This window comes from Salinigranum salinum (assembly GCF_009176545.1).
GTDB classification, from domain to species: Archaea; Halobacteriota; Halobacteria; order Halobacteriales; family Haloferacaceae; genus Salinigranum; species Salinigranum salinum.
The window spans coordinates 374,980-399,177 of record NZ_VTOJ01000002.1; the positions used below are offsets into that span (position 1 = coordinate 374,980).

At 68.6% G+C, this 24,198-nt stretch carries 27 protein-coding genes; 13 read left to right on the forward strand and 14 right to left on the reverse strand.

From position 1 onward, the window contains the following. Positions 1-241 precede the first annotated feature (241 nt). The 9 genes from FZP69_RS13525 to FZP69_RS13565 all read left to right on the forward strand — a co-directional run bounded on the left by FZP69_RS13525 (position 242) and on the right by FZP69_RS13565 (position 7,083). On the forward strand, positions 242-1,906 hold the full coding sequence (locus tag FZP69_RS13525; RefSeq protein WP_152041933.1) for a thiamine pyrophosphate-binding protein: 1,665 nt from the start codon (positions 242-244) through the stop codon (positions 1,904-1,906). An 82-nt stretch (positions 1,907-1,988) separates the two neighbouring features. Next, the gene (locus FZP69_RS13530; protein ID WP_152041934.1) at positions 1,989-2,234 is read left to right on the forward strand and encodes a DUF5816 domain-containing protein; all 246 of its coding nucleotides are present in this window, start codon (positions 1,989-1,991) and stop codon (positions 2,232-2,234) included. Positions 2,235-2,335: 101 nt separating this feature from the next. Then, complete coding sequence (locus FZP69_RS13535) at positions 2,336-2,674, forward strand: DUF7116 family protein (RefSeq protein ID WP_240137630.1); 339 nt, start codon at positions 2,336-2,338, stop codon at positions 2,672-2,674. 54 nt (positions 2,675-2,728) lie between these two features. Beyond that, entirely contained in the window at positions 2,729-3,676 is a 948-nt protein-coding gene (locus tag FZP69_RS13540) for a metal-dependent hydrolase (RefSeq protein WP_152041935.1), read from the forward strand. 61 nt (positions 3,677-3,737) lie between these two features. After that, complete coding sequence (locus FZP69_RS13545) at positions 3,738-4,379, forward strand: hypothetical protein (RefSeq protein ID WP_152041936.1); 642 nt, start codon at positions 3,738-3,740, stop codon at positions 4,377-4,379. Between the two features lie 56 nt (positions 4,380-4,435). Continuing rightward, positions 4,436-5,038: a hypothetical protein gene (locus FZP69_RS13550; RefSeq protein ID WP_192918584.1), complete on the forward strand. Its 603-nt coding sequence runs from the start codon at positions 4,436-4,438 to the stop codon at positions 5,036-5,038. Positions 5,039-5,419: 381 nt separating this feature from the next. Then, positions 5,420-6,220: a helix-turn-helix transcriptional regulator gene (locus FZP69_RS13555; RefSeq protein WP_152041938.1), complete on the forward strand. Its 801-nt coding sequence runs from the start codon at positions 5,420-5,422 to the stop codon at positions 6,218-6,220. Positions 6,221-6,344: 124 nt separating this feature from the next. Next, on the forward strand, positions 6,345-6,551 hold the full coding sequence (locus FZP69_RS13560) for a dodecin (protein WP_152041939.1): 207 nt from the start codon (positions 6,345-6,347) through the stop codon (positions 6,549-6,551). Between the two features lie 127 nt (positions 6,552-6,678). Beyond that, positions 6,679-7,083: a universal stress protein gene (locus FZP69_RS13565; RefSeq protein ID WP_152041940.1), complete on the forward strand. Its 405-nt coding sequence runs from the start codon at positions 6,679-6,681 to the stop codon at positions 7,081-7,083. A gap of 3 nt (positions 7,084-7,086) precedes the next feature. On the opposite strand, the gene FZP69_RS13570 is transcribed toward FZP69_RS13565, so the two are convergent. Further along, positions 7,087-8,064, reverse strand: coding sequence for a mechanosensitive ion channel family protein (locus FZP69_RS13570; RefSeq protein ID WP_152041941.1), 978 nt, complete (start codon positions 8,062-8,064; stop codon positions 7,087-7,089). Between the two features lie 265 nt (positions 8,065-8,329). Between FZP69_RS13570 and FZP69_RS13575 the strand changes: the two genes are divergently transcribed. Further along, positions 8,330-9,070 carry a proteasome assembly chaperone family protein gene (locus FZP69_RS13575; RefSeq protein WP_152041942.1) on the forward strand — a complete coding sequence of 247 codons (741 nt, stop codon included), beginning with the start codon at positions 8,330-8,332 and terminating at the stop codon, positions 9,068-9,070. A gap of 211 nt (positions 9,071-9,281) precedes the next feature. Next, positions 9,282-10,343 (forward strand): HTH-type sugar sensing transcriptional regulator TrmB, encoded by a 1,062-nt coding sequence (trmB, locus tag FZP69_RS13580; protein ID WP_152041943.1) that lies wholly within the window; start codon positions 9,282-9,284, stop codon positions 10,341-10,343. Positions 10,344-10,501: 158 nt separating this feature from the next. Here the strand turns inward: trmB and FZP69_RS13585 are convergent, their stop codons facing one another. From FZP69_RS13585 to rpl7ae, 7 genes are all read right to left on the reverse strand, one after another. Next, the gene (locus FZP69_RS13585; RefSeq protein ID WP_152041944.1) at positions 10,502-10,723 is read right to left on the reverse strand and encodes a hypothetical protein; all 222 of its coding nucleotides are present in this window, start codon (positions 10,721-10,723) and stop codon (positions 10,502-10,504) included. A 261-nt stretch (positions 10,724-10,984) separates the two neighbouring features. Continuing rightward, entirely contained in the window at positions 10,985-11,845 is an 861-nt protein-coding gene (locus tag FZP69_RS13590) for a hypothetical protein (RefSeq protein WP_152041945.1), read from the reverse strand. 79 nt (positions 11,846-11,924) lie between these two features. Further along, positions 11,925-12,998 (reverse strand): Gfo/Idh/MocA family protein, encoded by a 1,074-nt coding sequence (locus tag FZP69_RS13595; protein ID WP_152041946.1) that lies wholly within the window; start codon positions 12,996-12,998, stop codon positions 11,925-11,927. 246 nt (positions 12,999-13,244) lie between these two features. Then, positions 13,245-13,736: a nucleoside-diphosphate kinase gene (ndk, locus tag FZP69_RS13600; RefSeq protein WP_152041947.1), complete on the reverse strand. Its 492-nt coding sequence runs from the start codon at positions 13,734-13,736 to the stop codon at positions 13,245-13,247. Between the two features lie 76 nt (positions 13,737-13,812). Beyond that, positions 13,813-14,223: a 50S ribosomal protein L24e gene (locus tag FZP69_RS23430; protein ID WP_152041948.1), complete on the reverse strand. Its 411-nt coding sequence runs from the start codon at positions 14,221-14,223 to the stop codon at positions 13,813-13,815. Beyond that, positions 14,223-14,447, reverse strand: a complete 225-nt coding sequence (locus FZP69_RS13610; protein WP_103426021.1) for a 30S ribosomal protein S28e — start codon at positions 14,445-14,447, stop codon at positions 14,223-14,225. The genes FZP69_RS23430 and FZP69_RS13610 overlap by 1 nt, the downstream gene beginning before the upstream one ends. 6 nt (positions 14,448-14,453) lie before the next feature. Beyond that, entirely contained in the window at positions 14,454-14,816 is a 363-nt protein-coding gene (gene rpl7ae / locus FZP69_RS13615; protein ID WP_152041949.1) for a 50S ribosomal protein L7Ae, read from the reverse strand. A gap of 261 nt (positions 14,817-15,077) precedes the next feature. On the opposite strand from rpl7ae, the gene tmcA reads away from it, so the two are divergent. Both tmcA and FZP69_RS22610 read left to right on the forward strand, forming a co-directional pair. Then, positions 15,078-17,441: a tRNA(Met) cytidine acetyltransferase TmcA gene (gene tmcA / locus FZP69_RS13620; RefSeq protein ID WP_152041950.1), complete on the forward strand. Its 2,364-nt coding sequence runs from the start codon at positions 15,078-15,080 to the stop codon at positions 17,439-17,441. Between the two features lie 382 nt (positions 17,442-17,823). Continuing rightward, positions 17,824-17,988: a hypothetical protein gene (locus FZP69_RS22610; protein ID WP_192918585.1), complete on the forward strand. Its 165-nt coding sequence runs from the start codon at positions 17,824-17,826 to the stop codon at positions 17,986-17,988. Positions 17,989-17,997: 9 nt separating this feature from the next. On the opposite strand, the gene FZP69_RS13625 is transcribed toward FZP69_RS22610, so the two are convergent. The 6 genes from FZP69_RS13625 to FZP69_RS13650 form a co-directional block, all read right to left on the reverse strand. Then, positions 17,998-18,741: a GNAT family N-acetyltransferase gene (locus FZP69_RS13625; RefSeq protein ID WP_152041951.1), complete on the reverse strand. Its 744-nt coding sequence runs from the start codon at positions 18,739-18,741 to the stop codon at positions 17,998-18,000. 215 nt (positions 18,742-18,956) lie between these two features. Continuing rightward, positions 18,957-19,358, reverse strand: a complete 402-nt coding sequence (locus FZP69_RS13630; protein WP_152041952.1) for a hypothetical protein — start codon at positions 19,356-19,358, stop codon at positions 18,957-18,959. Beyond that, positions 19,355-21,061, reverse strand: a complete 1,707-nt coding sequence (locus tag FZP69_RS13635; RefSeq protein WP_152041953.1) for an FAD-dependent monooxygenase — start codon at positions 21,059-21,061, stop codon at positions 19,355-19,357. Before FZP69_RS13635 ends, FZP69_RS13630 begins: the two co-directional genes overlap by 4 nt. Continuing rightward, positions 21,054-22,580 (reverse strand): electron transfer flavoprotein subunit alpha/FixB family protein, encoded by a 1,527-nt coding sequence (locus FZP69_RS13640; protein WP_449329027.1) that lies wholly within the window; start codon positions 22,578-22,580, stop codon positions 21,054-21,056. Before FZP69_RS13640 ends, FZP69_RS13635 begins: the two co-directional genes overlap by 8 nt. 212 nt (positions 22,581-22,792) lie before the next feature. Next, positions 22,793-23,677 carry an electron transfer flavoprotein subunit beta/FixA family protein gene (locus FZP69_RS13645; protein ID WP_152041954.1) on the reverse strand — a complete coding sequence of 295 codons (885 nt, stop codon included), beginning with the start codon at positions 23,675-23,677 and terminating at the stop codon, positions 22,793-22,795. Between the two features lie 145 nt (positions 23,678-23,822). Beyond that, the gene (locus FZP69_RS13650; protein WP_152041955.1) at positions 23,823-24,167 is read right to left on the reverse strand and encodes a 4Fe-4S dicluster domain-containing protein; all 345 of its coding nucleotides are present in this window, start codon (positions 24,165-24,167) and stop codon (positions 23,823-23,825) included. Between the last annotated feature and the right edge of the window lie 31 nt (positions 24,168-24,198).

Below are 24,198 nucleotides of genomic sequence, written 5' to 3' on the forward strand. Positions count from 1 at the left end.
GCCGAGTTCGTCGTGCGAGAGTAGCCGGACAGCGGGCGACGAGCCACGACCGTCGGAGCGGGGTCGGTTCGGCGACGCTGCCACCGGCCGGTCGTCGGCAGTTCCGCGACCAAGCAGCCCCGGCACCGCCGAGTGAGTGGGTCCGTCTCGCCGACCCCCGTCCGGCCTACAGGGCAGCGTTCCGATCGGCTCCGGCAGGTCGGGGAGGCAACTATATCGGTTCGACTCGTGACCCTGAGTCATGACCACCACGGGTGCGGACCTCGTCGTCGAGGCCCTCGAGTCGTACGGCGTCACCCACCTGTTCGGAAACCCCGGGACGACGGAACTCCCGCTGATGCAGGCGCTCGGCCGGAGCGACATCGACTACGTCCTCGGCCTCCACGAGGACGTGGCGGTGGGTGCTGCGGCAGGCTACGCGACGCGACGGCGGTACCACAGCCACGCCGACCCGGACGTGCTCCCGCTCGGCGTGGCGAACGTCCACCTGGCCGGCGGGCTGGCTCACGGCCTCGGCAACCTGCTGAACGCCGACTACTCGGGGGTGCCGCTGTTGCTCACCGCGGGCGGACACGACCGCGACTTCCAGCAGGACGAGCCCATCCTCCGGGGCGATCTCGTCTCGCTCGCCGAGCAGTACACGAAGTGGAGCGCGGAGGTGAAGCACGTCGACGCGCTGCCGCGGATGGTCCGCCGCGCCGTCCGGACGGCACTGACCCCGCCCACGGGACCGGTGTTTCTCACAGTCCCCGTCGACGTCCAGCTGGCCGAGACCGACCACGAACCGGAGCGACTGGGCTCGATTCCGACCGCCGGGCGGGGCGACGACGCGGCCGTCGCCGCCGCCGCGAGCGCAGTCGTCGACGCGGACGACCCCGTGGTCGTGGTCGGCGACGCGGTCGCCCGGAACGACGCGGTCGACGCGGCGGTCCGGTTCGCGGAAGCCACCGGGGCGCGCGTCCACGGCGAGATCCTCACCGGCGAGGCGAACTTCCCCAGGACGCACGACCAGTGGCAGGGGGTGCTCTCGACGCGGGCGGCCGCCGCGGCCGAGGCGATGGACGCCGACACCCTCGTCTTCGTCGGCTGTTCGACGAACACGACGATCACGCGCCCCGATCGACCGCTCGTGCCGGCGGACGCGACCTGCGTCCACGTGACGGACGACGCCTGGGAGCTCGGCAAGCACGCACCGGCCGACGTGGCGGTGCTCGGCGATCCGCGGGCGGTACTGGCCGACCTCACCGCGCGCGTCGACGACCGGCTGGGCGACGCCGAACGAGCCCGACGACTCGAACGCGTCGACGCGTGGGCGGCGGCTCACGCCCAGGACCCGCCCGAGACGGCCGGGGGGACGCTGACGCGGACGGGGCTCGCGCGAGCCCTGCGACGGGTCGCGGGAGAAGCCGTCGTCGTCAACGAGTCGGTCACCGCGACGCCCGCACTGCACGCGGAGTTCCCGTTCGAGTCGACGCAGTTCGTGAGCGCCAAAGGAGGGAGTCTCGGCTACGGGCTCCCCGCCGCCGTCGGCGCGGCGGTCGCCGAACACGAGGCAGACAGCGGCCGCCGGATCCTCGCGTACGTGGGGGACGGCTCGTACCTCTACTACCCGCAGACGCTCTACACCGCCGTACGGGAGGGCCTCGACCTGACCGTGGTCGTCCCCGACAACCGGAGCTACCGCATCCTCAAGGACAACACCGCGCTGCTCCTCGGTGGCGACCCCGACGACTACGAGTACGACGGCGTCGACCTCGACCCGCCGGTCGACCTCGTCGCGAACGCCGAGAGCCACGGGGCGACGGGACGCCGCGTCGACACCCCCGACCGGGTCGACGAGGTGCTCGCGGAGGCGATCGCGCGCGAGGGACCCGTCGTCGTCGACGTCCCGGTGTCCGACCGCTGACGGCGGGGCGTGGCGGCCGGCGTCGCCAGGGATGACACGCGACGAAGCGACAGTATAAATCCCGGGAGGCGCTGGAACGAGTATGCAACTCGAAGCCGCCGAGACGAGCGCCGGGGCCACGGTGTACGTCGCTCCGGCCGAGACGGAACGCGGGTCGAAGGGACCGTTCTACGTCGTCTACGTCACGCCGGACCGCGAGACGCGCTGGGGGTACCGCTGCGGGAACTGCGACTCGTTCGATACGGCGATGGACACCATGGGCCGCGTCGAGTGTAACGAGTGCCGGAACGTCCGCAAGCCCGACGAGTGGGACGCCGCTCACGAGTAGCCCGACCGTTCGCAGGATCCGGCGACTTGCCGGTGGATCCGTTCGCAGAACCTGACAACTGTGCCAAACTTTATCAGGATATGTGTCGTAGCCGAGCGTACATGGCCCCTGTTACCATGCCACCTGTGGAGGAGGCACGGGCGATCTTCCAGCGCCTCGGCTACGAGGTGTCGGGGAGTGGCCCGGAACTGTTGGCCGAGCGCAAGTGGCGCACTGTCCGCGTAACCGCTCTCTCGTCCCGATCCGAGGTCGTCGCCGACGGCGGGACCTGCGAGAGCGACTATCGCCTGCAGTGTTTCGTCACGTGGGCAGAGGAGACAGGGGAACTCGCGCGGCGGCTCCGTCGGTCGACGCCCGACTTCGAGTGGGCCGTCATCGGCGTCGAACCGGGGACCGACGAGTACGAGATCGTGCGCGACTCCGAACCCGTCCCCGTGTAACCGCGGTACCACGGCACACGGTTCACTTATTCCCGAGAACGTCGAACGAGAGGTATGTTCGTCGGCCACGCCGCGCTGGCGTTCGCGGTCGTCGCGGGCCTCGCCGCTCGCGAGTGGCCACGCCGCGACGCCCTCGCCGTGGGCGCCGTCGCCGCCGCGTTCGCCACCCTCCCCGACGTCGACGTCCTCTACGCACCCGTCGGTCTCGTCGGTGCCCGTCTCGACGCGCTCGCGCTCGCGTCGGCGTTCTGGTCGACGTCGACGCTGGTTCACCGCGGCGTGACGCACTCGCTCGTCGTCTCCGCCGTCGTCGGCGTCGTCGCCGTCGCCTGGTTCCTCGGTGCCCGGCGGGGATCGGGACGGCTCCGCGTCGTCGCAGCGGGGCTCGGCGTCGGGCTGGTCGCGGCCGTCGGCGTCGACGCCGGCGCGCTCGGTGCGCTGGTCACCGCGTTCTTCGTCGTCGGGGCGGTGGGGGTGTCGGCCGCCGTCGTCCGGGTGACGTCGCTCGGGACGCGCCCGTTCGTCGCGGCGGCGGCAGTCGGTCTGCTGTCGCACCCGTTCGGGGACGTCTTCACGGGCGAACCGCCCGCCTTCCTCTACCCGTTCGACGCCGTGCTCCTCGCGGAGCGCGTCACCCTCGCGACCGACCCGACGCTCCACCTGCTCGCCGCGTTCGCGGTCGAACTCCTGGCGGTCTGGCTCGCGGTCGTCGTCTGGGCGGACTTGCGGGACGTGCGTCTCCACGCGTCGGTGCTGCCGCGCGTCGCGGTGGCGGCTGGCTACGCGGTGGCGGTCGCGTTCGTTCCACCGCCCACGCTCGATCTGTCGTACCCGTTCGTCTTCAGCGTGATCGCCGTCGGAGGTGTCGGCGCGATCCCCCGCGTTCGGCTCGGCGACGAGCGTCGGATGACGGTCCCCGACCGTCGGGCGGCGTTCGTCACGGCGCTGTCGGCGATCACCGTCGCGTGGGCCGCCTACACCGTCGCGTACCTCGTCCTGTGAGACAGCCCTGGTCCGTCCGTTGTCGAAAGCGGTTTGCCCCCGTCGGATCCTACCAGTGCGCATGTCGGAGACTGCAGGACTGCGAAGCGTCGTCGAGAGCCAGCGGCTGAACGCCCTCCTCGCGTGGCTCCTCGTCGGACTCCTCCTCGTGGCCGCGGGTGTGAACCTCGTCGAGCGACACCCCGTCTGGGCGGGTGTCACCGCCACGGTCGCCGTGCTCGCACTGATCCCGGCGATCCGGTACCGCGACCCCCTGACGATGCTCCCGTGGGAGGTGCTGCTGGTCGCGTCGTTGCCGATCATCGGACGGACGTTCGTCGTCGGCCAGCGCGTCGGTGGCATCACGCTCACCGGTCGGGTGACGACCTACCTGGCGGTCGCGGCAGTCGCGCTCGTCATCGCCGTCGAACTCGACGCGTTCACCACTGTCCGGATGAACCGGGCGTTCGCACTGTTGTTCGTCGTCGTCACCACGACGGCCGCCGCGGGCGTGTGGGCGGTCGTCCAGTGGACCTCGGATCTCTACCTCGGGACGTCGTTACTCCTCGACGGTCGCCCCGAGGAGGTCGTCGAGACGGAGCTCATGTGGGACTTCGTGGCCGCGACCGCCACCGGCGTCCTCGCGGGACTGCTCTTCGAGTACTACTTCCGCCGGCGTGCCCGGACCGGTGCGCGGGTCGCTCGGGAGGGGCGCGAGTCGTGAGGCTCGCCGAACGCCTCCGACCCACGCCGAAGACGCAGCGCCGGCTCAGCAGGGCGATGCAGGTCGTCCTCGTGGGGCTGGTGTTCATCGGTCTCGACCGCGGCAACGTCGGCATCGTCGTCAACGGTGTCATCGCACTCGTGATCACCTACCTCCCCGCGGTGCTCGAACGCGACTACCACATCCCGATGAACGCGGGCCTCACCCTGTGGCTCACGAGCGCCGTGTTCCTCCACGCACTCGGCACCGTCGGCCTCCCCGGATCGGAGTTCAGCTTCTACCAGACCGTCTGGTGGTGGGACCACCTCACGCACACGCTGTCGTCGTCGGTGGTCGCCGCCGCGGGCTACACCACGGTCCGCGCCATCGACGAACACTCCGAGGAGGTGTACCTCCCCTGGCAGTTCACGTTCGTCTTCGTCCTGCTGTTCGTCGTGGCGCTCGGCGTGCTCTGGGAGGTGATCGAGTTCGCCGTCGGCGGCGTCGGCGCGCTCTTCGGCGGCGGGTCGATCCTGACCCAGTACGGCCTCGAGGACACGCTCCTCGATCTGGTGTTCGACATCGTCGGCGGTGTCGTCGTCGCCCTCTGGGGGACCGCGTACCTCGGTGACGTCGTCGGCGCGCTCACCAGACGGCTCGACGGACGAACGTCGGACTGAGCACACACGGTCGGCGTCGACGACACGACGGTAGCCCGCAGACGACGACACGGGGGTGACCGTCAGCGCCGTCGAACTGGCAACAGGCACCAGCGGCCGCACCGTCGTTGGCTGTTCCCTCTTCCCCTGGTGTGGGCGTCCCGCCGAACTGGTCTGCGAGCCGTTCACGGACACTGGACACGACGGGGACGCAACTGTTCACTCGTCGTGGGGAAGCTGTTCACTCGTCGTGAGCGAGCGCGGTCGACGACGCGGCGTGCCGCTCACACCGCGAACTGTGTCACCCGACGGGTCGTTCCCGCGGCGGCGTCGGTCGCTGACGTGAACGGCCGCGATTGGGTTAGGTATATACGGACCCGTTCTCCAAAGAGAAAATGTACGATGAATCGGGGGGAGCCGGAGGACGTACTGGAGACGATCTCGCACCGTCGCGAATTCCTCGCGCTCCTCGCCGACGAACCGCTGGACAAAGCCTCGATGGTGCGTCGGATGAACGTCTCCCGATCGACGGTCAACCGGGCGATCACGACGCTGGAGTCGCACGGCCTCGTCGAACGGGTCGACGGGGCGTACGCGACGACGACCACGGGGATCCTCGCACACCGGCACCTCCGGGAGACGCTGTCGGTCGTCGAGGGCCTGATGGACGCACGACCCCTGCTCGCCGACGCCGGCGACGCCGTCCGCGACGACCTGCCGCTGTCGCTGTTCCGCGACGCGACCGTCGTCGGGGCCGACGACGACCGGCACGGCCCGGTCCGCTTCCTAGTCGACCTCCTCGTGGGCGCACGGACCATCCGTTCGGTCGGCGCCGTCTTCCGGAACGACGTGCCGACGTCGATCCGCGAGCGGGTCGTGAACGAGGTCGAACTCCGGATGACATTCGTCATCTCCTCCGAGACGCTCGACTGGGCACGCACGTACCACGAGCCCGAACTCCGCGCCACCGTCGCCGCGGACGAGCACGACCTGTGGGTCACCGACGACCCCCTCCGGACGACCGTAGCGGTGGTCGACACGGGAACCGAGGAGACGGTCACCGTCGTCTTCTACGACGACGCCGGCGAACCGATCGGTCTCGTCAACACGGCGGACCCCGCCTGTCTCGTCTGGGCGCGCGAACGGATCGACCGGGTGCTGGCGACGGCGACGCCGATCGACGCGATCGTCGACCTCGACTGACGGATCGTCGGGGTGCCGGGTCGTCGGGACGCTGGACGACCGAACCCGTTCGTCTCCCTCCGTGGTCGCGCCGCGGCGGCGAGGACGTGGACTTTTGTTCCCCTGTGCTGTACTGAACCATGCCATGGTGTACAAGAAGATCACGCTCATCGGTCGCAGTCCCGAGAGCTTCGACGCCGCCGTCGACGACGCGATCGACCGCGCCAACGACACCCTCGACAACGTTCACTGGGTCGAAGTGGACGAACTGGGCGTGGAGATCGCCACGGTCGACGACCGGGAGTATCAGGCCGAAGTCACCGTCGCCTTCGAGCTCGAGGGGGCGCAGTGACCGACGGGAACGGCTAATCCGGTCGGGCGACAGGAGTCAGAACGGCTTCGACGCTCCGTCGACCCTCCGATCTCGATCCCGCCAGACAAAGGAAACGTTCAGGAGAGCGGAGCGTTTCCTCTCGCACATGACTCGCGTCGTGGTCCCGGTCAGATACCCCCTGACGGGACCCTCCGAAACCACGCTCGAAGAGGCGGTCAGCATCGCCAGTGAACGTGACGCGGATCTGACGGTGCTGCACGTCGACCTCTATCAGGACTCCAGAGGCGTCACCCGTGCGGACCTCAAGCGCGCGGTCGAGCGAGCGGTCGGACCGGTCGGCCGCGCCCGGTACGTGGTCCGCCGCGGCTTCCTCGTGGAGGAGACGATCCTCGAGGAGATCGCCGCCGAAGGAGCGGACATCGTCGTGATCGGCTCACAGCAGGCCTCGCGGTGGCGAACGATGGTCAGACGGTTCATCGACGACCCCGACATCGAGACGTTCCTCCGCGAGAAGCTCGACTGTCAGGTCGTCACCGTCCGCTCCGACTAGTCGCTACTCCTCGGGGGGAGCCGACGGCGCGGGGGCGTGCTCCGCCGCGCTCTCGCGTCCGTTCGTGACGGCGACCCGGGCGGTGCCGCTGGTCTCGTCGAAGACGTGGTGCTGATGCGGGTAGGCCATCTCGACGCCCTCGCCGTCGGCGTCGAGCAGCGGTCCGAGGTTGGTCAGGACGCGCGACCGGACGGTCCCGAGCTTGTACGGCTTCTTCGCCCAGTAGCGCAGCGTGAGGCGGATGCCGTGGTCGGCGTACTGGTCGATGTACGCCGTCGGTTTCGCGGGGTAGCGGGCGCTCCCGATCCGGATGTCCGGCCCGCCCTCGATGACCATGTCGCACTGCCTGCCGGCCTGTTCGAGCAGCCTGCGTGCCCTGTCGACGTCCGACTCGTACGTCACCGTCACCTTGAGCGTGAGCCGGGTGCGTTCGTCCTCCGCGGAGTAGTTGACGACGTCGCGGTCCCGGATCGTGGAGTTCGAGATGACGAGAAAGGAGTTGTCGAGCGTGAACATCTTGGTGTACCGGAGGGTGATGTCGTCGACGAACCCCCGCCGCCCGTCGTCGAGTTCGATCATGTCGCCGATCTCGTACGGCTGATCGGCGAGGATGAACAGGCCGTTGATGACGCTCCCGATCAGCGGGGCGAGGATGATCCCCGTCACGGCCGAGAACACGCCCACCGAGATGACGATGTTGGATAGTTCGATGCCGACGGCGTTGAGCCCGAACGCGACCGCCAGAAGGACGGTGAAGACCCGGACGGACTTGAGGACGGTCTGTGCGACGCTCTGCCGTCTGAACTGTCGCGCGACCGGCCGCCCGAGGAGGCGAACGACGTACGTCGAGAGGTACGCGCCCACGGCGAGGTGGAGCAACACCACCACGAGCCGCCAGCCGGGGAACTGTGCCCAGGTCGGGAGCAGGTCCGCGAGCGTCCACCCGTTCGCCGTCTGCAGTACCACCGCGACGGTATCCATGCGCCAGCGTCGGAGTGTCCATAAAAAAGGGTTGTCCTCGCCACCCTGCTCGTCCGTGCTTCGGATTCGACGTCGGGCACGTCGGATTCGATCGGGAGACCACGGACTGCAGACCGCAGACGCTGGCTCCCGGGCGAGCCAGCGAAGCCACCTCGTCGCCGCGTCCCGACCGCTCGCCGACGAGTCGTCGACGGAGCGTGGCTGATCCGACGATTCGCGTCCACACGGACGAACAACTAAGCCACGTGTCGGTGAACCAGTTGGCATGTCCGAGACGACACGCGCGCCGCCCGACGTTCGCGTCTCCCACGACAGCGAGCCGAGCAACACGATCCTCGCGGGCTTCTCGGCGTTCGGGCTCGCCGGGCTCACGGCCGTCGACTTCCTCGTCGAACACCTCGAACTCGAACAGCAGGGCCACGTCACCGTCGAGGGTCTCCCGACCATCACCCCGTTCACCGAGGGCCGCCCCCGCCACGCGACGCGGCTCTACTCCCGCGACGACCTCGACGTCACCGTCCTCGTGGCCGAACTGTTCGTCCCCACCTCGGTCGGACACGCGTTCGCCGACGCCCTCCTCGACTGGACCGAGGGCGGTCCCGTGGAAGAGGTGGTCGTCCTCGCCGGTGTCCCCGTCCCGCACGGTCCGGACGCCCACCGGACGTTCTACATCGCCACCGACGACTACCGCGACCGACGACTCGCTGACGTCGAGATCCCGCCGATGGGCACTGGCTTCCTCGACGGCGTCAACGCGGCGCTGGTGGCCCGGGGTCTCGACTCCCCGCTCGGCGTCTGCGTCTACGTCACGCCGGTTCACGCCCACGCGCCCGACGTCGACGCGGCCATCCGACTCGTCGAGGCCATCGAGGCGGTGTACCAACTCGGTATCGACCCGTCACCGCTCCGCGAGTTCGCCGAGCGGGTCCGCCAGTACTACGCGGACCTCGCGGCGCGGATGGACGACCAGCAGACCGAGGTTCCCGAGGACCGAATGTACATGTGAGAGCCGGCAGACGCTCGCACGGACTCCCGTCCGGGCCGGCTGTTCCCCGACCCGCGACCGCCTCGTTTCCGGGACGCAGACGGAGTTTCGACCCGCGACCGCCTCGTCCACGGGTCGCCGGTGGTTGTCCCGATCCAGGAAACGGTGTTCCGTAACGTCGTGCTACTCGGTTTATAATAAATCCTTTATCCCAGAAGGCCAACTGCCGCGTATGGTAGACGACCTGCGGACGACGATGGAGCGCGTCGGCGACCGCTTCAACCTCGGCGAGTACGAGATCGAGGCGTATCTGGCCGTACTCGAACACGGACAGTTGACGGCGAGCGAGATCGCCGACCGGACCGACATCCCCCAGCCCCGGGTGTACGACACGGTCCGGTCGCTCTCCGATCGGGGACTCGTCGAACTGCGCGAGTCCCGTCCGATGAAGATCGTCGCTGTCGACCCCGAGGACGCCTTCGGAAGCATCCAGACCTCGCTGACCGAACTCGTCTCCGAACTCGAGGCGCGGTACACGGCTCCCGCCCGCGACACGGAGGCCGTCACGCTCGTCAAGTCGCGCTCGACCATCCTCCGGTACGTCGAGGAGATCATCGAGACTGCCGAGTACGAACTGGTGCTGTCGCTGACGCCGGACCTCCTCCGGCGGTTCCGCGACGACCTCGCCCGACAGATCGACGCGGGCGTGAGCATCGACCTGCTCGTGACACCCGCATCCAAGGCACCCGACCCCCGCGAATTCGACTACCTCGACGTCGCCACCGTGGCACGGGCCCGCCGCGGCATCACCACCCCCGTCCTCGCGGTCGCCGACGGCGACTACTCCATCTACGCCACGCAGGACGCCCTCCGGGACGACCGCGACCGCTACGGCGTCATCTTCAACCGTTCCGCCCTGGGCTTCCTCGTGAGCGGCTTCTTCGGTACGGTGCTGTGGACCACGGCCGAGACGCTCGACGCCGACGGTAAGCGCCGGCCGTTCCCCCGGCGGTACGCGTCGATCCGCCGCGCCGTCAAGGACGTTCGCGAGATGGAGGGGCCGTTTTACGCCTCGGTCTCCGGCCGCGACGTCGAGACCGGCGAGGCCATCATCGTCGAGGGTCGCGTCGAGACGTACACGTTCGAGGACACCGAGGAGGTCGCGTCGTTCGTCATCGAGACCGACGACGGCCCGGTCGACGTCGGTGGACTGGTCGCCGCGCTCGAATCCGTCGAGGCCCAGGAGATCCTGCTCGGACGCGACGGCGTGCCCGACCGGGCGTCGCTAGACTGACCCGACCGGGACGGGGCTGTCGAACGTCTCGGTGGTCGGTCGGGTGCGGAGCGTGTCCCGAACGCAGTAGCTGTCTCGATCACCGGGGAGGCGCATCGGCTCGGCGAGGATCTACCGAACGGCCGACGAGGGCGGCTGCAGGCCGGCGGGGCAGACGGCTAGCAGCCGCCGCCCTCGTCGGGATGCCACGCACACGCGTTCCCGGTCGTGAGACGGTTTTCGTCGATGTACGCGGCGAGACACGCGTAGTGACAGAAGTACTCGGGCGACCCGCAGTCGTCCTCACAGTCACGCACGCAGATCGGGTCGTGGTCGAAGATTCGCGACGCGCAGTACGCACACCGCTCGTCCGCGTCCGGTGTTTCGACGGTCGTGGACATGCGAGTGATAGTGGACCACCCATGGAAAACGTTTCGTAGCGACCCCGGCGGGGACGTGGCCCGTACCCAGCAACCCGACCGCTCGCGAGCGGAGAACCGTTTCGATGACCGATGCTCCGAAAACCGTTTCGATGACCGATGCTCGGAGAACCGTTTCGGAGACCGAGACGGTCGCGTCGACCGAACGGAGTTCGTATCGCGGTCCCCGAGCGTCGACCGAACCGACCGTTCGACAGGCGGCCCTCCCGGTCGGACCGAGACTCAGAACTCGTACAGCAGTTCGTCGCAGTCGGCACAGGCGAGGACGGGCGTCTCCGGCTTGTCGTACACGCCGACCGTGCCACCGCAGCAGTTCTTCACGACGGTCTCCTCGACGGCCCCACCGCAGACGGGGCAGCTCTCGAGGAAGAGTCGAATCGGCGTCGCCGCCTGCGCGGCGGTCAGCGGGTCGACCCGGTCGCCGATGGCGGCGACGGCAGCCGTGTCGGCGACGGCGTGCGCCCGCGAGAGCCACACCTCGTCGCCTCCGGCACCGGCAACCGTCTCGGCGTCGTCACGATCCTCCTCGGCGACGGCGGTTCGCGTCACGACGACCCAGTCGCCGTCGCCCTCGACGCGGCCCTCCGCGGGGAAGGGTGCCGCCGACGCGGTCGACGCCGCCAGCTCCGCGTCCGAGACGTCGCGGAGCCGTCGCATCCCCGCCTCCCAGCTCCGGCGCACGTCGTCGGCGAGGAAGAGGTCGCCCGACTCGTCGGCCGTGACGACGCCGGCGTCAACGAGGCGGCGGATGAGCTCGTCCCCGTCGACCTCCTCGTCGACGAGCGACTCCGAGGTCCGGCCACCGTCGGCCCGTTCGGGCCGGGCGTGACCGAACCGGTCGCCGACGTCGACCGGGAGCCGCGCGATCAGCCGTGGCGCGACCGTCGGGGTGTACGGGACGACGTACCCCCGCAGGGCGACGAGCGCGCTGCCCGCGAGGAGCGCGAGCACGCCGAGCGGCGGGGACACTACTCCGAGGAGCGCACTCGCGACGACGACGACGACGGCGTTCACCACGGTACAGGGCCAGCACCGGTTCTCGCCGGTGTACTCCGGACGGCGGAGTCGTGACGGCAGTGACATGGACGAACGTGAGAAAGCCGGCTGTTTCAACCTGTCTGTCCCGGGCAGCCGTCGTCAGTGGGTGGCGACCACGGCTGGATCACTCGTCGAGCCGGACGGCCCGACCCTCGCTCGCCGAGCGGTAGATGGCGTCGATGACCCGCTGGACCGTGAGTCCCTGGTCGACCGTGTTGCGCCCGAGCGTCCCCGTCCGCACCGCCTCGACGAACGCGCGCTGTTCCTGGCGGTGGGTGACCGACTCGCGGGTGTCGACGACCGACGTCGAGAGGTGGTTCGCACCGCCGACGCCGGCCTCGTACACCGTGAGTTCGTGCTCGTTGCGGTCGAGCGTCGCCCCCGCTTCGGTCCCGCGCACGACGAACTCGTCGGAGTCGGGGCGGTTCGCCGCCCACGCCACCTCGAGCGAGACAGTCTGCCCGTCGGCACAGCGGATGAACGCCGACGCCGAGTCCTCGACGTCGAAGCCGCCCGGTCCCTCGTCGGCACCCCACTGCCGGAGGAAGGCGTAGTCGTCGCGGGTGCCGAACTCCGACCGGGTCGTCCCCGACACCTCGACGACCTCGGGGAAGTCGAGGAAGTACAGCGCGAGGTCGATCGCGTGGACGCCGATGTCGATGAGCGCGCCACCGCCGGCGACGTCCTTCGAGGTGAACCACGAGCCGCGGCCGGGGATCCCCCGTCGCCGGACGTAGTTGGCCTCGACGTGTGTCACGTCGCCGTATCTCCCCGCACGGAGATCGTGTTTCAGCACCTCGACCGGGTTCGAGAACCGGTTGTTGAACCCGACCATGCAGATCGCGTCGGCGTCGTGGGCGGCCGCCGCGATCCGCTCGGCGCTCTCGACCGAGTGGGCCAGCGGCTTCTCGAGGAGCACGTGGACCCCGGCCTCGAGTGCCGCGACGGCGTACTCCTCGTGGAACCGGTTGGGGGTCGTGACGACGACGGCGTCGGTCGCCGCGAACAGCGCCGTCCGGTCGTCGTACACCTCGACGTCGTGTTCCTCGGCGAACGACCGCCGCGCCCCGGCGTCGATGTCGAGCCCCGCGACCAGTTCCGCTCCGTCGACGTCCCGGAGGAACTCCGCGTGGTAGCCGCCGATGTTTCCGAGCCCGACGATACCGATCCGTACCCGCTCGTCGTCTGTGGAGGTCATACGACAGCCGAGACGGTCCGAGTGGTTACGTGTTGCGAGTTCGATGGACCCGGCCGACCGTCACGAGGAGACTGCCGACCGTCACGAGGAGACTGCCGACAGTTACCGGAGAACTGCCGAGGGGTCACGCTCACGACGAGCGAGTCCGTCGCGTTCGGGACGTGGCACGATCGGTCCGGCGGATCGGAACGGGTCGACAGAAGGAAAACCGCACCGCGTCGGCGATTCTGTGTAAGCCAGTACGACTCAGTGCGACTCTTCCTCGTAGATCCACGCCGCCGAGTCGAGGCCCCAGTCGACGAGTTCCTCCTCGTCGAAGAAGAGGCCGATCTCGCGCTCGTTCGGCGGGACGTCGTCCTCGTCCTCCATCGGCGCGGAGGCGTGGATGACGTTGTGACCGAGGTCCAGTCCGTAGTCGCCGCGGATGGTGCCCGGGGGCGAGTCGGCGGGGTCGGTCTCGCCGACCATGCTCCGGACCTGTCGCACCGCGTCGGCACCCTCCCACACCATCGCGAAGACGGGGCCGGAGGTGATGAACTCGACGAGCCCCTCGAAGAAGGGCTTGCCCTCGTGCTCGCCGTAGTGGTCGTGGGCGAGGTCGTCGTCGACCTGCATGAATTTCGCGCCGACGAGTTTGAGACCGCGCGCCTCGAAGCGCGAGACGATGTCTCCGACGAGTCCGCGCTGGACCCCGTCCGGCTTTACCATCACGAACGTGCGCTCGTCGTGGTGACTCACGCGAACCACCTCGTGGTGAGCGTGAGGTCGAAAGTCGCAGTCGACGAGCGGAGCGAGTTGAACCGTCTTTCGGAACTCATTCTTCGTCGTCCTCGTCCTCGTCGTCGGCGACCGCCGACTCAGTCGTGTCGGCGTCGGCCACCTCTTCCGCATCTTCCGCGTCTTCCGCGTCTTCCGCGTCCTCCGTCGCTTCGTCGTCCTCGGGTTCGTCGACCGCTTCGGCCTCGGCGACTGCTTCGGTCTCCGCGGCTGCTTCGGCCTCCGCGGCCGCAGCGGCCGCCGCGTCCCGGGCCGCCTGTGCGCGTTCGCCCTGGCGCCGTCCCTCGGCGGTCCACTCGAGGTCGCGGGCCTCCCGACCCAGGAGGTAGTTCTTCTCGGCCTTCGAGTCCTTGAAGTGGAGCACGGTGCCGTCGGTCCTGACGAACACCGTCCCCGTGCCGGGTTCGATGTCGTCGCCCGTGTAGTCGCAGGTTCGTTTCTCGACCATTACTGTCCCCCGATGGAGTCGGCGTCGCGCTGGGTCTCCCGCAGCTGGAGGATGTCCCCCTCGCGGACGGGCCCCAGCACGTTTCGCGTGATGATGCGACCCTGGTTCGAGCCCTCGCGGATGCGGCACTTGACCTGCATCGCCTCGCCGTGCATGCCGGTCTTGCCGACGATCTCGATGACCTCCGCGGAGGTGGAGTCGCTCGCGCTCTCTTCTGCGCTCATGGTCGGTTATCGGAGTTCCTCGACCTTCGAGGCGATGTCCTCGACGCTCGACTCGGCCTCGCCGGCGTCGACGATGGCCGCGGCGGCGCTGCCGACTTCGAGGCCGGCGGCGTGGCCGATGTCGTCCTGCGTCTCCACGAAGATGTACGGGATGCCCTTCTCCTCGGCGATGTCGGGGAGGTGCATCACGATCTCTTCGGGGGAGACGTCCTCGGCGATGAGGACGAGCACGGCGTTGCCACGCTCGATCGCCTTCGTCGTCTCGTTCGTCCCTTTCTTTACCGTTCCTGTGTCTCGTGCGACCTCGAGCGCGTCGACGGCGCTTTCGGCGAGGTCTGCGGGTACATCGTAGTCAACGTAAACTGGCATGGTATCCTCCTCCTACCCGGGGCTCGACTGCCTCGCCGAACCGGTCTTCCGGCGTCCGCCTCTCGACGGCAGTCCCTGACGGCGAGGAGTAGTCATCGACCACGGGCAGGGGTGTACGCAGTCGTAGAGCATCACTCCATAAAAGCGCTTTCAATGCCGTCACGCCGTGTGAGACGGGCGCACGGTACTTTCGGTGTCAGCGAGGCCGAACGATCGGTGCGAGTCCGAACCGCCTTATCGATCCCTGTCCAACCACGGACGATGTCGGACCCCTCTCCCGCCCCGACCGGCCCGACCGTCCGGGCACTGGCCGCGGATCTCGCCAGGGCGGCGACCGCAACCGACCAGCGTCGTCTACTCGTCCTGAGCGGAGCCCGCGACGCCGGGTGGGACGCCGTCTTCGACGCCGTCGACGGTGCCGGCGTGGACGACGACGTGACCCTCGTCACGACCCGCGAGGGGTTCCGGTTCGAGCGCGTGTCGCCGCCCCGCGCCGACAGCCTCCTCGGAACCACCCGGCGGATGGTCGTCTGCGACGGCCACGAGGGGTTCTCGCCGAACCTCCTCGGTCGACTCTCCGGCGTGGTCGACGGTGGCGGCCTCCTCGTGCTCCTAACGCCGCCGCTCGACGACTGGTCCGACCGACGGACCGACTTCGACGAGCGACTCGCCGTTCCACCGTTTTCGGTCGAGACGGTGACGGGCCGGTTCCGCCGTCGACTCGTCGACGTGCTGCGCACGCATCCAGGCGTGGCCGTCGTCGACGTCGACGGCGGCACGATCCAGCGCGACGGCACGATCGACGACGAGGCCGACCTCGCGGACGTCGATCGCCCGACAGCGTCCGTTTCGATCCCCGACGACGCCCTGTTCCCCCGGGCGGCGTACGAGGCGTGCCTGACTCGTGATCAGGCCCGGGCCGTCGCCGCGCTCGAACGCCTCCACGGCGAGAGCGAGGCAGTCGTCGTCGAGGCCGACCGTGGGAGGGGGAAGTCGAGCGCCGCCGGCATCGCGGCGGCCTGTCTCGCACGCGACGGACGCGACGTGCTCGTGACGGCCCCACGCTACCGCAACGCCCGCGAGGGGTTCGTCCGCGCGCTGGCGCTGTTCGAGACGCTCGGCGTCGCCGTCGACCACGACGAGGCTGATCACGTGATCACGGTCGACTCCGACGCGACCGACGACGCCGACGTTGACGGAGACGGACGCATCCGGTTTCTGCGACCCGCAGCGGCGACCAACGCAGTCGACGAGGCCGACGTCGTCCTGGTCGACGAGGCGGCGGCCCTCCCGGTCCGGGTGCTCACCGCGTTCCTCGACGCGAGTCGGGTCGCCTTCTTCACGACCGTCCACGGCTACGAGGGCGCGGGTCGGGGGTTCACCGTCCGCTTCCGCGACCACCTCGACGTGTCGTCCCACGCGGTGACCGACGTCCGCCTCGACGACCCCATCCGCTACGCGCGCGGCGATCCGGTCGAGTCGCTGGCGTTCCGCGCGCTCCTGCTCGACGCACGGCCGCCGGTCGAGCAACTCGTCGCCGACGCGACCCCCGACACGGTCGCCTACGATACACTCACCCCGGAGGCGCTGCTCGCCGACGAACACACGCTCCGCGAGGCGTTCGGCCTGCTCGTGCTCGCCCACTACCGGACCGAGCCGAACGACCTCGCCCGCGTGCTCGACGCGCCGAACCTCACGCTCCGGGCGCTGGTCCACGAGGGACACGTCGTCTCGGTTGCGCTGCTCGCTCGCGAGGGCGGTCTCGACGCCGACACCCGGGCGAGGATGTACGGGGGTGCGCGCGTCCGCGGGAACATGCTCCCCGACGTGCTCACCTCACAGCTCCGCGACGAGGACGCCGGCGTCCCCGTGGGGTACCGGGTGATGCGCATCGCGACCCACCACACCGTCCGGTCGCGGGGGCTGGGGTCCCGGCTGCTCGACGAGATCCGGTCGGAACTCCAGGCGGGAGACCCGCTGGCAGACCGCCTGGCCGCGGAGTCGGTGGGACACGAGCCCGCGGTCGACTGGCTCGGGGTCGGCTACGGCGCGACACCCGCGCTGGTGTCGTTCTGGCACGAGAACGGATTCTCGACCCTGTACCTCTCCACCTCGCGGAACGAGACCAGCGGCGAACACTCGGTGGTGATGCTCGAGGCGCTCTCGTCGGCGGGCGAGGCGCTCCGTGACAGACACACACGGTGGTTCTGCGACCAGGTCGCGGGCGTGCTCTCCGACCCGCTCCGTGACGTCGATCCCGACGTGGTTCGTGCGTCGCTCCGGGCCGTCGACGCCTCGGTTCCGCTCTCGCTCACGGACCGCGAGTGGCGGCTCGCCGTCGACGCCTCGTTCGGCCCCGGCCTCTACAGCGCCCACCCGTCGGTGTTCCGCCGACTGGCGCTCCGGGCGCTCGTCGGCTCCCGACACGAGGAACTGCTCACACCGGCACAGGAGCGACTGCTCGTCCGCAAGGTGCTCCAGGCACACCCCTGGCCCGCGGTCGCCGACGAACTCGACTACGTCTCGCCGAGCGAGTGTATGCGATCGCTCGGTCGGGCGTACCAGCCGATCGTCGAACACGAGGAAAGTGCGGTGGCGGCGTCACATCGCCGACGGTACGAGTGAGGGCGGAAAGCGCACGTCGGTGCCGACCTCCGGACGGAGCGGTGACTCGCTCCTCGTCTTCCCGTCTCCTCTCTCGTGGGGACCACGTCCCGTCGCCGCGTGCACTCCATCGGCTGTCCGGTCTCGTGTTCGACGATGGGCTTCTGGTGCGTCGTCCGCGTCCTCACGAGCGGTGTTTACTGCCGTCGTCGCGACCGCCACGTCCGTCTCGACGTCGACCGTGACCGCGTCGTCGGCCGGGCGCGCGGGCGACCGCGACCGGAACGACCACCGAACAGACGAACGCTGGACTCCCGTAGGGCCGACCGACGCCGGAGGGTCACTCCGTGGAGGAGCTGGGTCGGGATACACACTCTTGTCTCCCGAGCGACACCGTACTCGTATGGAGACGTGCAGCGAGGACGGCTGTGAGAACGAGGCCGCGGTCCGGGTGTACGTCCCGTGGGACGCGGACCGCGACGTCTGTACGGCGCACGCACGAGCCATCGTCCAGCAGGACGGCGTCGTCGCCGAACCCCTCGACGGCGCGGAGAAGAACTGGCGGTAGTGGGCGAGTTCAGTCCGAGAGGTCGACGGCCATCATTACCTCGTCGACGTACTCGCCATCGATCCTGTAGTGGTGTTTCCGGACGGCCTCGGTCTCCCAGCCGTGGCCCTCGAGGAAGTCGATCGCGCGCTGGTTCGTCTCGGGGACGGAGTTGTACAGTTTCTCGAAGCCGTGTTCGCGCGCCCACTCGACGCCGCGTTCGAGGAGGTCCGAGCCGATGCCGTGGCCGCGGTACTCGTCCCTGAGCCCGACCGTGAGGACAGCCGTGTGCGCGAGGAACTCGGTCTCGGGGAGGTCGAGGTGGACCCAGCCCGCGACCTCGTCGTCGTCGCCGACGCAGGCGACGAAGAAGATCCGAGAGCGGACCTCGTTGTGCCGGATGAGCACCTCCTCGTGGTCGAGGACGTCGGCGACCGTCTCGGCCTCGAAGTAGTCACCCTCCTCGGCGACCTCGCGGATCGTTCGTGTGAGATCCTCCTGGTCGTCCTCGCGGGCCGTGCGGATGACGAACGAGAGACCACCCGACTCGTACTCGCGGGGGGCTTCCTCCTGGTAGGCGATCTGGAGGCGGTCGCCGACCTCGCGAATGTATCCCTCGCGCCGGAGGATGGTCATGTGGACGCCGAACGCGCCGGGTTCCATGTTCAGCGAACGCCGAGCCTCGTCCTTGCGGACCGTGCCGTGGCTCTCGACGTAGTCGTAGAGGTCCTTGCGGTCCTTGTGCGAGAAACTGAGCTTGTCAGTGATGTCCATGGGCGGGTGTACCACACTCCGGTACTTAATCTTTGTTCGTGAATGTGGCCTGCTGGACGGGGATGCAGCCAGGGACGATCGAAAAGACGGAGAGCACGGGACGGATACAGAACGGGACGGATACAGAACGGATCGAAGAACCGATCGAGGAGCCAATCGAGGCGACGATCGAACCGAGGGCGGGACCGACGACGTGCCCTCGGTCGGGGCGGGTCTCAGTCCCGTTCCGGGACTTTCGTCACCAGCTGTGCGGTATCGACGATGTTGTGCGTCTTCAGGACGATCTCGGCGACCTCCCGCACCGTGGTGTCCGTGTCGAACTCGACACCGTGACACCGCGTCCACAGCGAGAGGTAGTCGTTCGTCGCCCGGTGGAGGAGTTCGAGTTCCCGGGCGGAGAACTCCACGTCCCACTCGGCGGTACGGGCCTCGATGTACAGCGAGACGACGTCACCGAGACCGTCGCGGGCGTACCGGAGCGCCCGCTCCTCGTCCACGCCGTCGAACGCGAACGTCTCGCGCTCGTGACGGGCCTCGTCGGCGAGGTCGGCGATCCGGGGGTAGTAGCCCGAGTGCTGCTTCCGGCGATCGTCGCGGCCCTCGTGCTCCCGGGTCACCCCTGTTTGAACTCCACGCCCTTGCCGCCGCGTGGATGGACCCACGTGGTGTCGGCGACGACGGCGCAGGTGCCGCACTCGACGCACGGCTGGGTGTCGAGCGAGACGACCTGCTCCTCGTGACCGTTCGTTCGGATCGTCTCCTCGCGGTAGCAGCCGCCGCCGAAGTCTCGCGCGGAGACGGGACAGGCGTACACCGCTGCCCCCGACGCCGCCATCGAGTTGTCCTCGACGACGATGTGCGGGTTGCCGATGTCGGTGTTGTACGCCAGGTTGCCGATCCGTTCTTCCAGCGACGGTGGCTCGATCTCGTTCGTGTCCCGCACCGGCGTCCCGAGTTCCTCCGCGATCACGGTCGGGAGCGTGACGTACGGCGTTCGGGTGTCGGGGATCATCGACACCATGAGCGGCGAGTTGTACAGTTTCTCGAGCTGGGAGCCGAGCAGTCGCACCCCGAACCGACCGAGCGGCGAGTCGACCACGTCGTCGACGACGCCGGCGAGGGGTTCGCGCTCGCCCTGCGAGCCGAGGAGGTCGTACTGCGTCGGTCGGAGCTTCTTCATCACGCCCTCGTCGCGGAGCTTCTTGGCGTAGAGCTTGCCGGCACCGTCGGGCGACCCGCGCGCCCGCGACTCCGCGAACGCCTCCGCCGCGAGCGCGCCCGCGGTGACGGCGTGGTTCATCCCCTTGATGATCGGCCCCTGTGCCTGCATCTGTCCGGCCGCGTCGCCGACGACCACGAGGTTGTCGCGGTACGGCTCGCGGAGGGCGGCCTTCTTCGAGTCGGGGACCAGCTTCGCCGAGTACTCCCGTTCGTGGTACTCGTCACCGAGCCACTGTGCGAGGAGCGGATGAGTGAGCAGCGCGTCGAGCAGCTGGTGCGATTCGAGTTCGCCCTCGACGATGCTGTCGAGGTGGAAGACGGTGCCCAGCGAGAGCGAGTCCCGGTTGGTGTAGAGGAAGCCGCCGCCGCGGGCCTCGTCGAAGAGGTCGCCCGAGAACAGGTGGGCGACCCCCTCGTCTTCGGCGATGTCGAACCGGTCGTTGACGACGTCTTCGGGCATATCGACCACGGCTTTCACGCCCTGGAACCACTCCTCGGGGCGCTCCCAGTCCATCAGCCCCGCCTGCCGTGCGAGTTCGGAGTTGACGCCGTCTGCGGCGACGATCAGGTCGGCCCGGATCGGGTCGAGTTCGTCGCAGGTCACGCCGACGATCCGCCCGTTCTCCGTCAGGAGCCCGTCGACGTGGACCTCGGTGAGGAGGCCACCGCCGTGGTCGCTGGTGCGCTCGTGGACGCGCTCGGCGAGCCACGAGTCCATCTTCCGTCTGAGGACCGCGTCGGACCACTCGGTGTCGGCCTCGTGGAGATCCGTGAGGTCGAACGACTTGACCTTCGAGCCCGCGACGTTGTGGATGTAGTAGTCCGTGATGGGTCGTTCGGACGCCTCCTCGCGGAACTCTTCGAAGATCCCGTCGATGGTGTACGGCGCGGACTCCTCGGCGTAGATCAGCCCACCCGAGACGTTCTTCGAGCCGGCGTCGACACCGCGTTCGAGGACGAGCGTCTCGACGCCGTACGACGCCAGCGTGGCCGCGGCCGCGGCTCCGCCCGGTCCCGCACCGACTACGACCGCCTCGTAATGTTCATACTCTGCGCCCGGGTCGACTTCCGTGGTCTCGGATGTGTTCGCGCTACTCATGGTGTCCACCGTGTTCGTCGCCTCCTGCGTCGTCCGCCTCGTCCGTGCGTGCGCCGCCGTCGGTCCGTGCGTCGTCCACGCGACCCCCGTCGGCGACCGCGCCGACGTCGAGTTCGCCCGTCTTCACCGCCTCCGTGAGTCGGGGCAGGACCTCGAAGAGGTCGCCCTCGATGAAGTAGTCCGACCAGTCCTTGATGCGGGCGTCGGTGTCGGTGTTGATCGCGACGATGGTGTCGCTTTCGTCGCAGCCGACCTTGTGCTGGACCGCGCCCGAAACGCCCGCCGCGATGTACAGCGTCGGCTCGATGACCTGTCCCGTCTCGCCGATCTGTCGTTCCTCGTGCGTGTACTGCTCGACGTGGCCGTCGAACTGGAACGAGCCGGTGACGATCCCCCGAGTAACGCCGACGTCGGCGCTCTCGAACTGGTCGGCGAGTTCGACCGCGAGTTCGACCCCTTTCGTCGGGTCGGCGCTGATGCCGCGACCGACGCAGACGACGACGTCGTTGCCCGTGAGGTCCACCCCTGAGTCGAGCTGGTCGAACTCGGTCACGGTTACCTGGAACCAGTCGTCATCCAGCGGGAGGTCGTTGTGGACGACCTCGCCGTCGCGGGCGGGGTCAGGGTCGGGAATCTCGAAGCTTCCCGGGATGACGGAACCACCCTGTGGGTGGAACTCCCGGTGAGGGTTGTCGAGACAGAGAATGGTCGAGTACTCGAAGCCCGAGAAGTCGGGCCGCGGCATGTGGAGCACCCGCTCGAACGTCTTTTTCGTCCCGGGCTTGCCGGTCTTGACGGGATTCGAGATGACTGTATCCTCGATGTACAGCCCCGAGCAGTCGGAGGCCAGCCCGGAGTCGAGTTCGGCTTGCACCTGCGCGGAGAGGTCGCGACCGTTGTTCGTCGCCGGGAAGATCACGTAACGCGGCTCGTCGTAGTCGCGCCACTCCTGTGACTCTTTCTCGCGGCCGTAAGGGTGGTCGGCCGCACGCGCCATGTCGCAGAAGATCTCGGTGAAGGGCTTGTGCCGGAACCGCTCTAATCGCTCGTCCTCCTGGACGACGACGACGTCGGCACCGAGCGCGATGCACTCCTCGGCGTGTCGCTCGACGTCGTCGCCAATAAGGACCGCGACGACCCGTTCCTGCTCGTCGTAGTCGTCGTTGTAGGTGTCCATCAGCTCGCGGGCCTTGCCGAGCATCTCGCGCGAGACGTCGATCAGCTCGCCGGCCTGCGTCTCACAGTAGACCCACATGTCGCGGTAGTCGCCGTCCTCGAGCGCGTGGACGTACTGCTTGTCCTCCGTCGGGTGGTCGAGGTCGGGATGGCGCTCCTCGGGCGACTCCCGCTCGGCCTGTTCGCCATCGTCGTCGCTTCCCTCCAGGGATTCGAGGCGGTTCTCGAACTGTCGAATGATGGTGTCGCGGTCTTTACCTTCGCGCTCCTCTTCGAGGAGTTCCCGGAGCCGGTCGACGTCGTCCATCGACTTGATGGCGTTCGCGAGGTCGGCCATCCCCATCTCGTCGAGGTCGATCTCACCGTCACCCTCTACCTCGTCGTCGAGTTTGTCGATGCGCGACTGGATGAGCGTTTTTACTGGAGCCCGATCCTCGCCCTCCTCCTCGGCGGCGAGCATCGCTTCGAGGCCCTCGCGGTCGTCGACATCCTTGATCTTGGGGCCGAGTTCAGCGATCTCGTACTCCGTCGGGTCGAGTGGGAGGTCGGCCACCGTCAGTCACCCCCCGCCTCGGCGGCGTTCGCACTCGCCGAAAACGGCGTCAGTTCCTCCACGACCTCCTGCATCGCGTCTGCATCCTGCGGATCGACCATCGTCGCCTCGCGCTCGGCGGGTGCTTTCGGGATCGGATCCACGGAGGAGACGATGGTGGGCGAGCCGTCGAGCCCGATGTAGTCGGGGTCGAGGTTCAGGTCGACGTGGTCCCAGACGGTGAGGTGGTCCTCGAACGCCTCGGCGCGCTCGCGGGTCTGCCGGCGGAGTTCCTTGAGTTCGAGGCGGTCGCCGGCCGTTCTGTAGACGGGTTCGAAGTCGGGATCGGAGACGATGAAGGCCGGCATCGGTGCCTCGACGGTCTCGATCTCCTCGATGTCACCCTCCACGAGGCGCTTGGCGCGGACCGTCCGTTCCTCCTCGTCGACATCGAGCGCGACGACGTGGGTGATGACGGGCATGTCGAGACACCAGCACGTCTGGGGGCCGGTGTGGCCCGTCTCCCCGTCAGCGGTCTTGAAGCCCGCGAACACCAGGTCGGGGACGCCACGCTTGCGGATGGCCGTTCCGAGGGTGATGGCGGTGGCCCACGTGTCGGCGGCGGCCATCTCCCGGTCGGAGACGAGCGTCAGGTCGTCGGCGTACACCGTCTCCATCGCCTCGCGGAGGACGTCTTTGTAGCCGGGCGGCCCCATCGACATCACGGAGACGGTCCCTCCGTGTCTGACCCGCGTCTGGAGCGCCGCACGGAGCGCGTGCTTGTCGTTCGGATTCATAACCGTCGGTGTCTTCCCCCGCTCGAGGTGGCCGTCCTCGTCGAACGACACCTGCCCCTCGCGGAAGTCCGGTACGCCTTTGGTCAACACGACGGTGTCAAGTTCACCCATTGTCTCGCAATCACCTCGGCACGTTTTCGTAATAATCTTTTGCCCGCATCCCCGTCAGTCGGGAACGGAGTCGCCGCTGCGGGTCCGTGTGACGGTCACGAACTGGACGAGAAGCCGGTCGCCGCGCGACCGATGACGCCGCGTCTCAGATCCGCCCGGCGCGGCCCGGGTCGACGTCAATGGCGTCGACCGGACAGACGTCGACGCAGAGCATGCAGTCGATGCACTGGTCCTCGTGCGTCGGTTCGGCCTTGATCTCCGATTCGGGGTGACCCGGCGTGTCGACCCACTCGAACACGTCGACCGGGCAGTCCTCGAGGCAGGCGCCGTCGGCGATGCAGATGTCGAAGTCGACCGCGACGTGCGTGCCGTGGATGCCCTGTTTCTCCGGCGGATCGTACGGTCCCCAGATCGCGACGTCGTCCGCGAAGGCGTCGTCGTCGACCTCGGCCCGCTCCCGGTTCGTCTCGAAGTTCGCGTCGATGGCCATGTGAGGTCATAACAGGCAGACCACTTAACTC

Coding starts and splice junctions, on each gene's coding strand:
- FZP69_RS13545 (WP_152041936.1), top strand. CDS start 3,738: ATGTCGGAGACTGCAGGACTGCGAAGCGTCGTCGAGAGCCAGCGGCTG.
- FZP69_RS13650 (WP_152041955.1), bottom strand. CDS start 24,167: ATGGCCATCGACGCGAACTTCGAGACGAACCGGGAGCGGGCCGAGGTC.
- FZP69_RS22610 (WP_192918585.1), top strand. CDS start 17,824: ATGGAGACGTGCAGCGAGGACGGCTGTGAGAACGAGGCCGCGGTCCGG.
- FZP69_RS13610 (WP_103426021.1), bottom strand. CDS start 14,447: ATGAGCGCAGAAGAGAGCGCGAGCGACTCCACCTCCGCGGAGGTCATC.
- FZP69_RS13530 (WP_152041934.1), top strand. CDS start 1,989: ATGCAACTCGAAGCCGCCGAGACGAGCGCCGGGGCCACGGTGTACGTC.
- FZP69_RS13585 (WP_152041944.1), bottom strand. CDS start 10,723: ATGTCCACGACCGTCGAAACACCGGACGCGGACGAGCGGTGTGCGTAC.
- FZP69_RS13560 (WP_152041939.1), top strand. CDS start 6,345: ATGGTGTACAAGAAGATCACGCTCATCGGTCGCAGTCCCGAGAGCTTC.
- FZP69_RS13550 (WP_192918584.1), top strand. CDS start 4,436: ATGCAGGTCGTCCTCGTGGGGCTGGTGTTCATCGGTCTCGACCGCGGC.
- FZP69_RS13625 (WP_152041951.1), bottom strand. CDS start 18,741: ATGGACATCACTGACAAGCTCAGTTTCTCGCACAAGGACCGCAAGGAC.
- FZP69_RS13645 (WP_152041954.1), bottom strand. CDS start 23,677: ATGGGTGAACTTGACACCGTCGTGTTGACCAAAGGCGTACCGGACTTC.
- FZP69_RS13570 (WP_152041941.1), bottom strand. CDS start 8,064: ATGGATACCGTCGCGGTGGTACTGCAGACGGCGAACGGGTGGACGCTC.
- FZP69_RS13565 (WP_152041940.1), top strand. CDS start 6,679: ATGACTCGCGTCGTGGTCCCGGTCAGATACCCCCTGACGGGACCCTCC.
- FZP69_RS13635 (WP_152041953.1), bottom strand. CDS start 21,061: ATGAGTAGCGCGAACACATCCGAGACCACGGAAGTCGACCCGGGCGCA.
- FZP69_RS13595 (WP_152041946.1), bottom strand. CDS start 12,998: ATGACCTCCACAGACGACGAGCGGGTACGGATCGGTATCGTCGGGCTC.
- trmB (WP_152041943.1), top strand. CDS start 9,282: ATGGTAGACGACCTGCGGACGACGATGGAGCGCGTCGGCGACCGCTTC.
- tmcA (WP_152041950.1), top strand. CDS start 15,078: ATGTCGGACCCCTCTCCCGCCCCGACCGGCCCGACCGTCCGGGCACTG.
- FZP69_RS13590 (WP_152041945.1), bottom strand. CDS start 11,845: ATGTCACTGCCGTCACGACTCCGCCGTCCGGAGTACACCGGCGAGAAC.
- FZP69_RS13540 (WP_152041935.1), top strand. CDS start 2,729: ATGTTCGTCGGCCACGCCGCGCTGGCGTTCGCGGTCGTCGCGGGCCTC.
- rpl7ae (WP_152041949.1), bottom strand. CDS start 14,816: ATGCCAGTTTACGTTGACTACGATGTACCCGCAGACCTCGCCGAAAGC.
- FZP69_RS13555 (WP_152041938.1), top strand. CDS start 5,420: ATGAATCGGGGGGAGCCGGAGGACGTACTGGAGACGATCTCGCACCGT.
- FZP69_RS23430 (WP_152041948.1), bottom strand. CDS start 14,223: ATGGTCGAGAAACGAACCTGCGACTACACGGGCGACGACATCGAACCC.
- FZP69_RS13640 (WP_449329027.1), bottom strand. CDS start 22,580: ATGGGGATGGCCGACCTCGCGAACGCCATCAAGTCGATGGACGACGTC.
- FZP69_RS13525 (WP_152041933.1), top strand. CDS start 242: ATGACCACCACGGGTGCGGACCTCGTCGTCGAGGCCCTCGAGTCGTAC.
- FZP69_RS13535 (WP_240137630.1), top strand. CDS start 2,336: ATGGCCCCTGTTACCATGCCACCTGTGGAGGAGGCACGGGCGATCTTC.
- FZP69_RS13575 (WP_152041942.1), top strand. CDS start 8,330: ATGTCCGAGACGACACGCGCGCCGCCCGACGTTCGCGTCTCCCACGAC.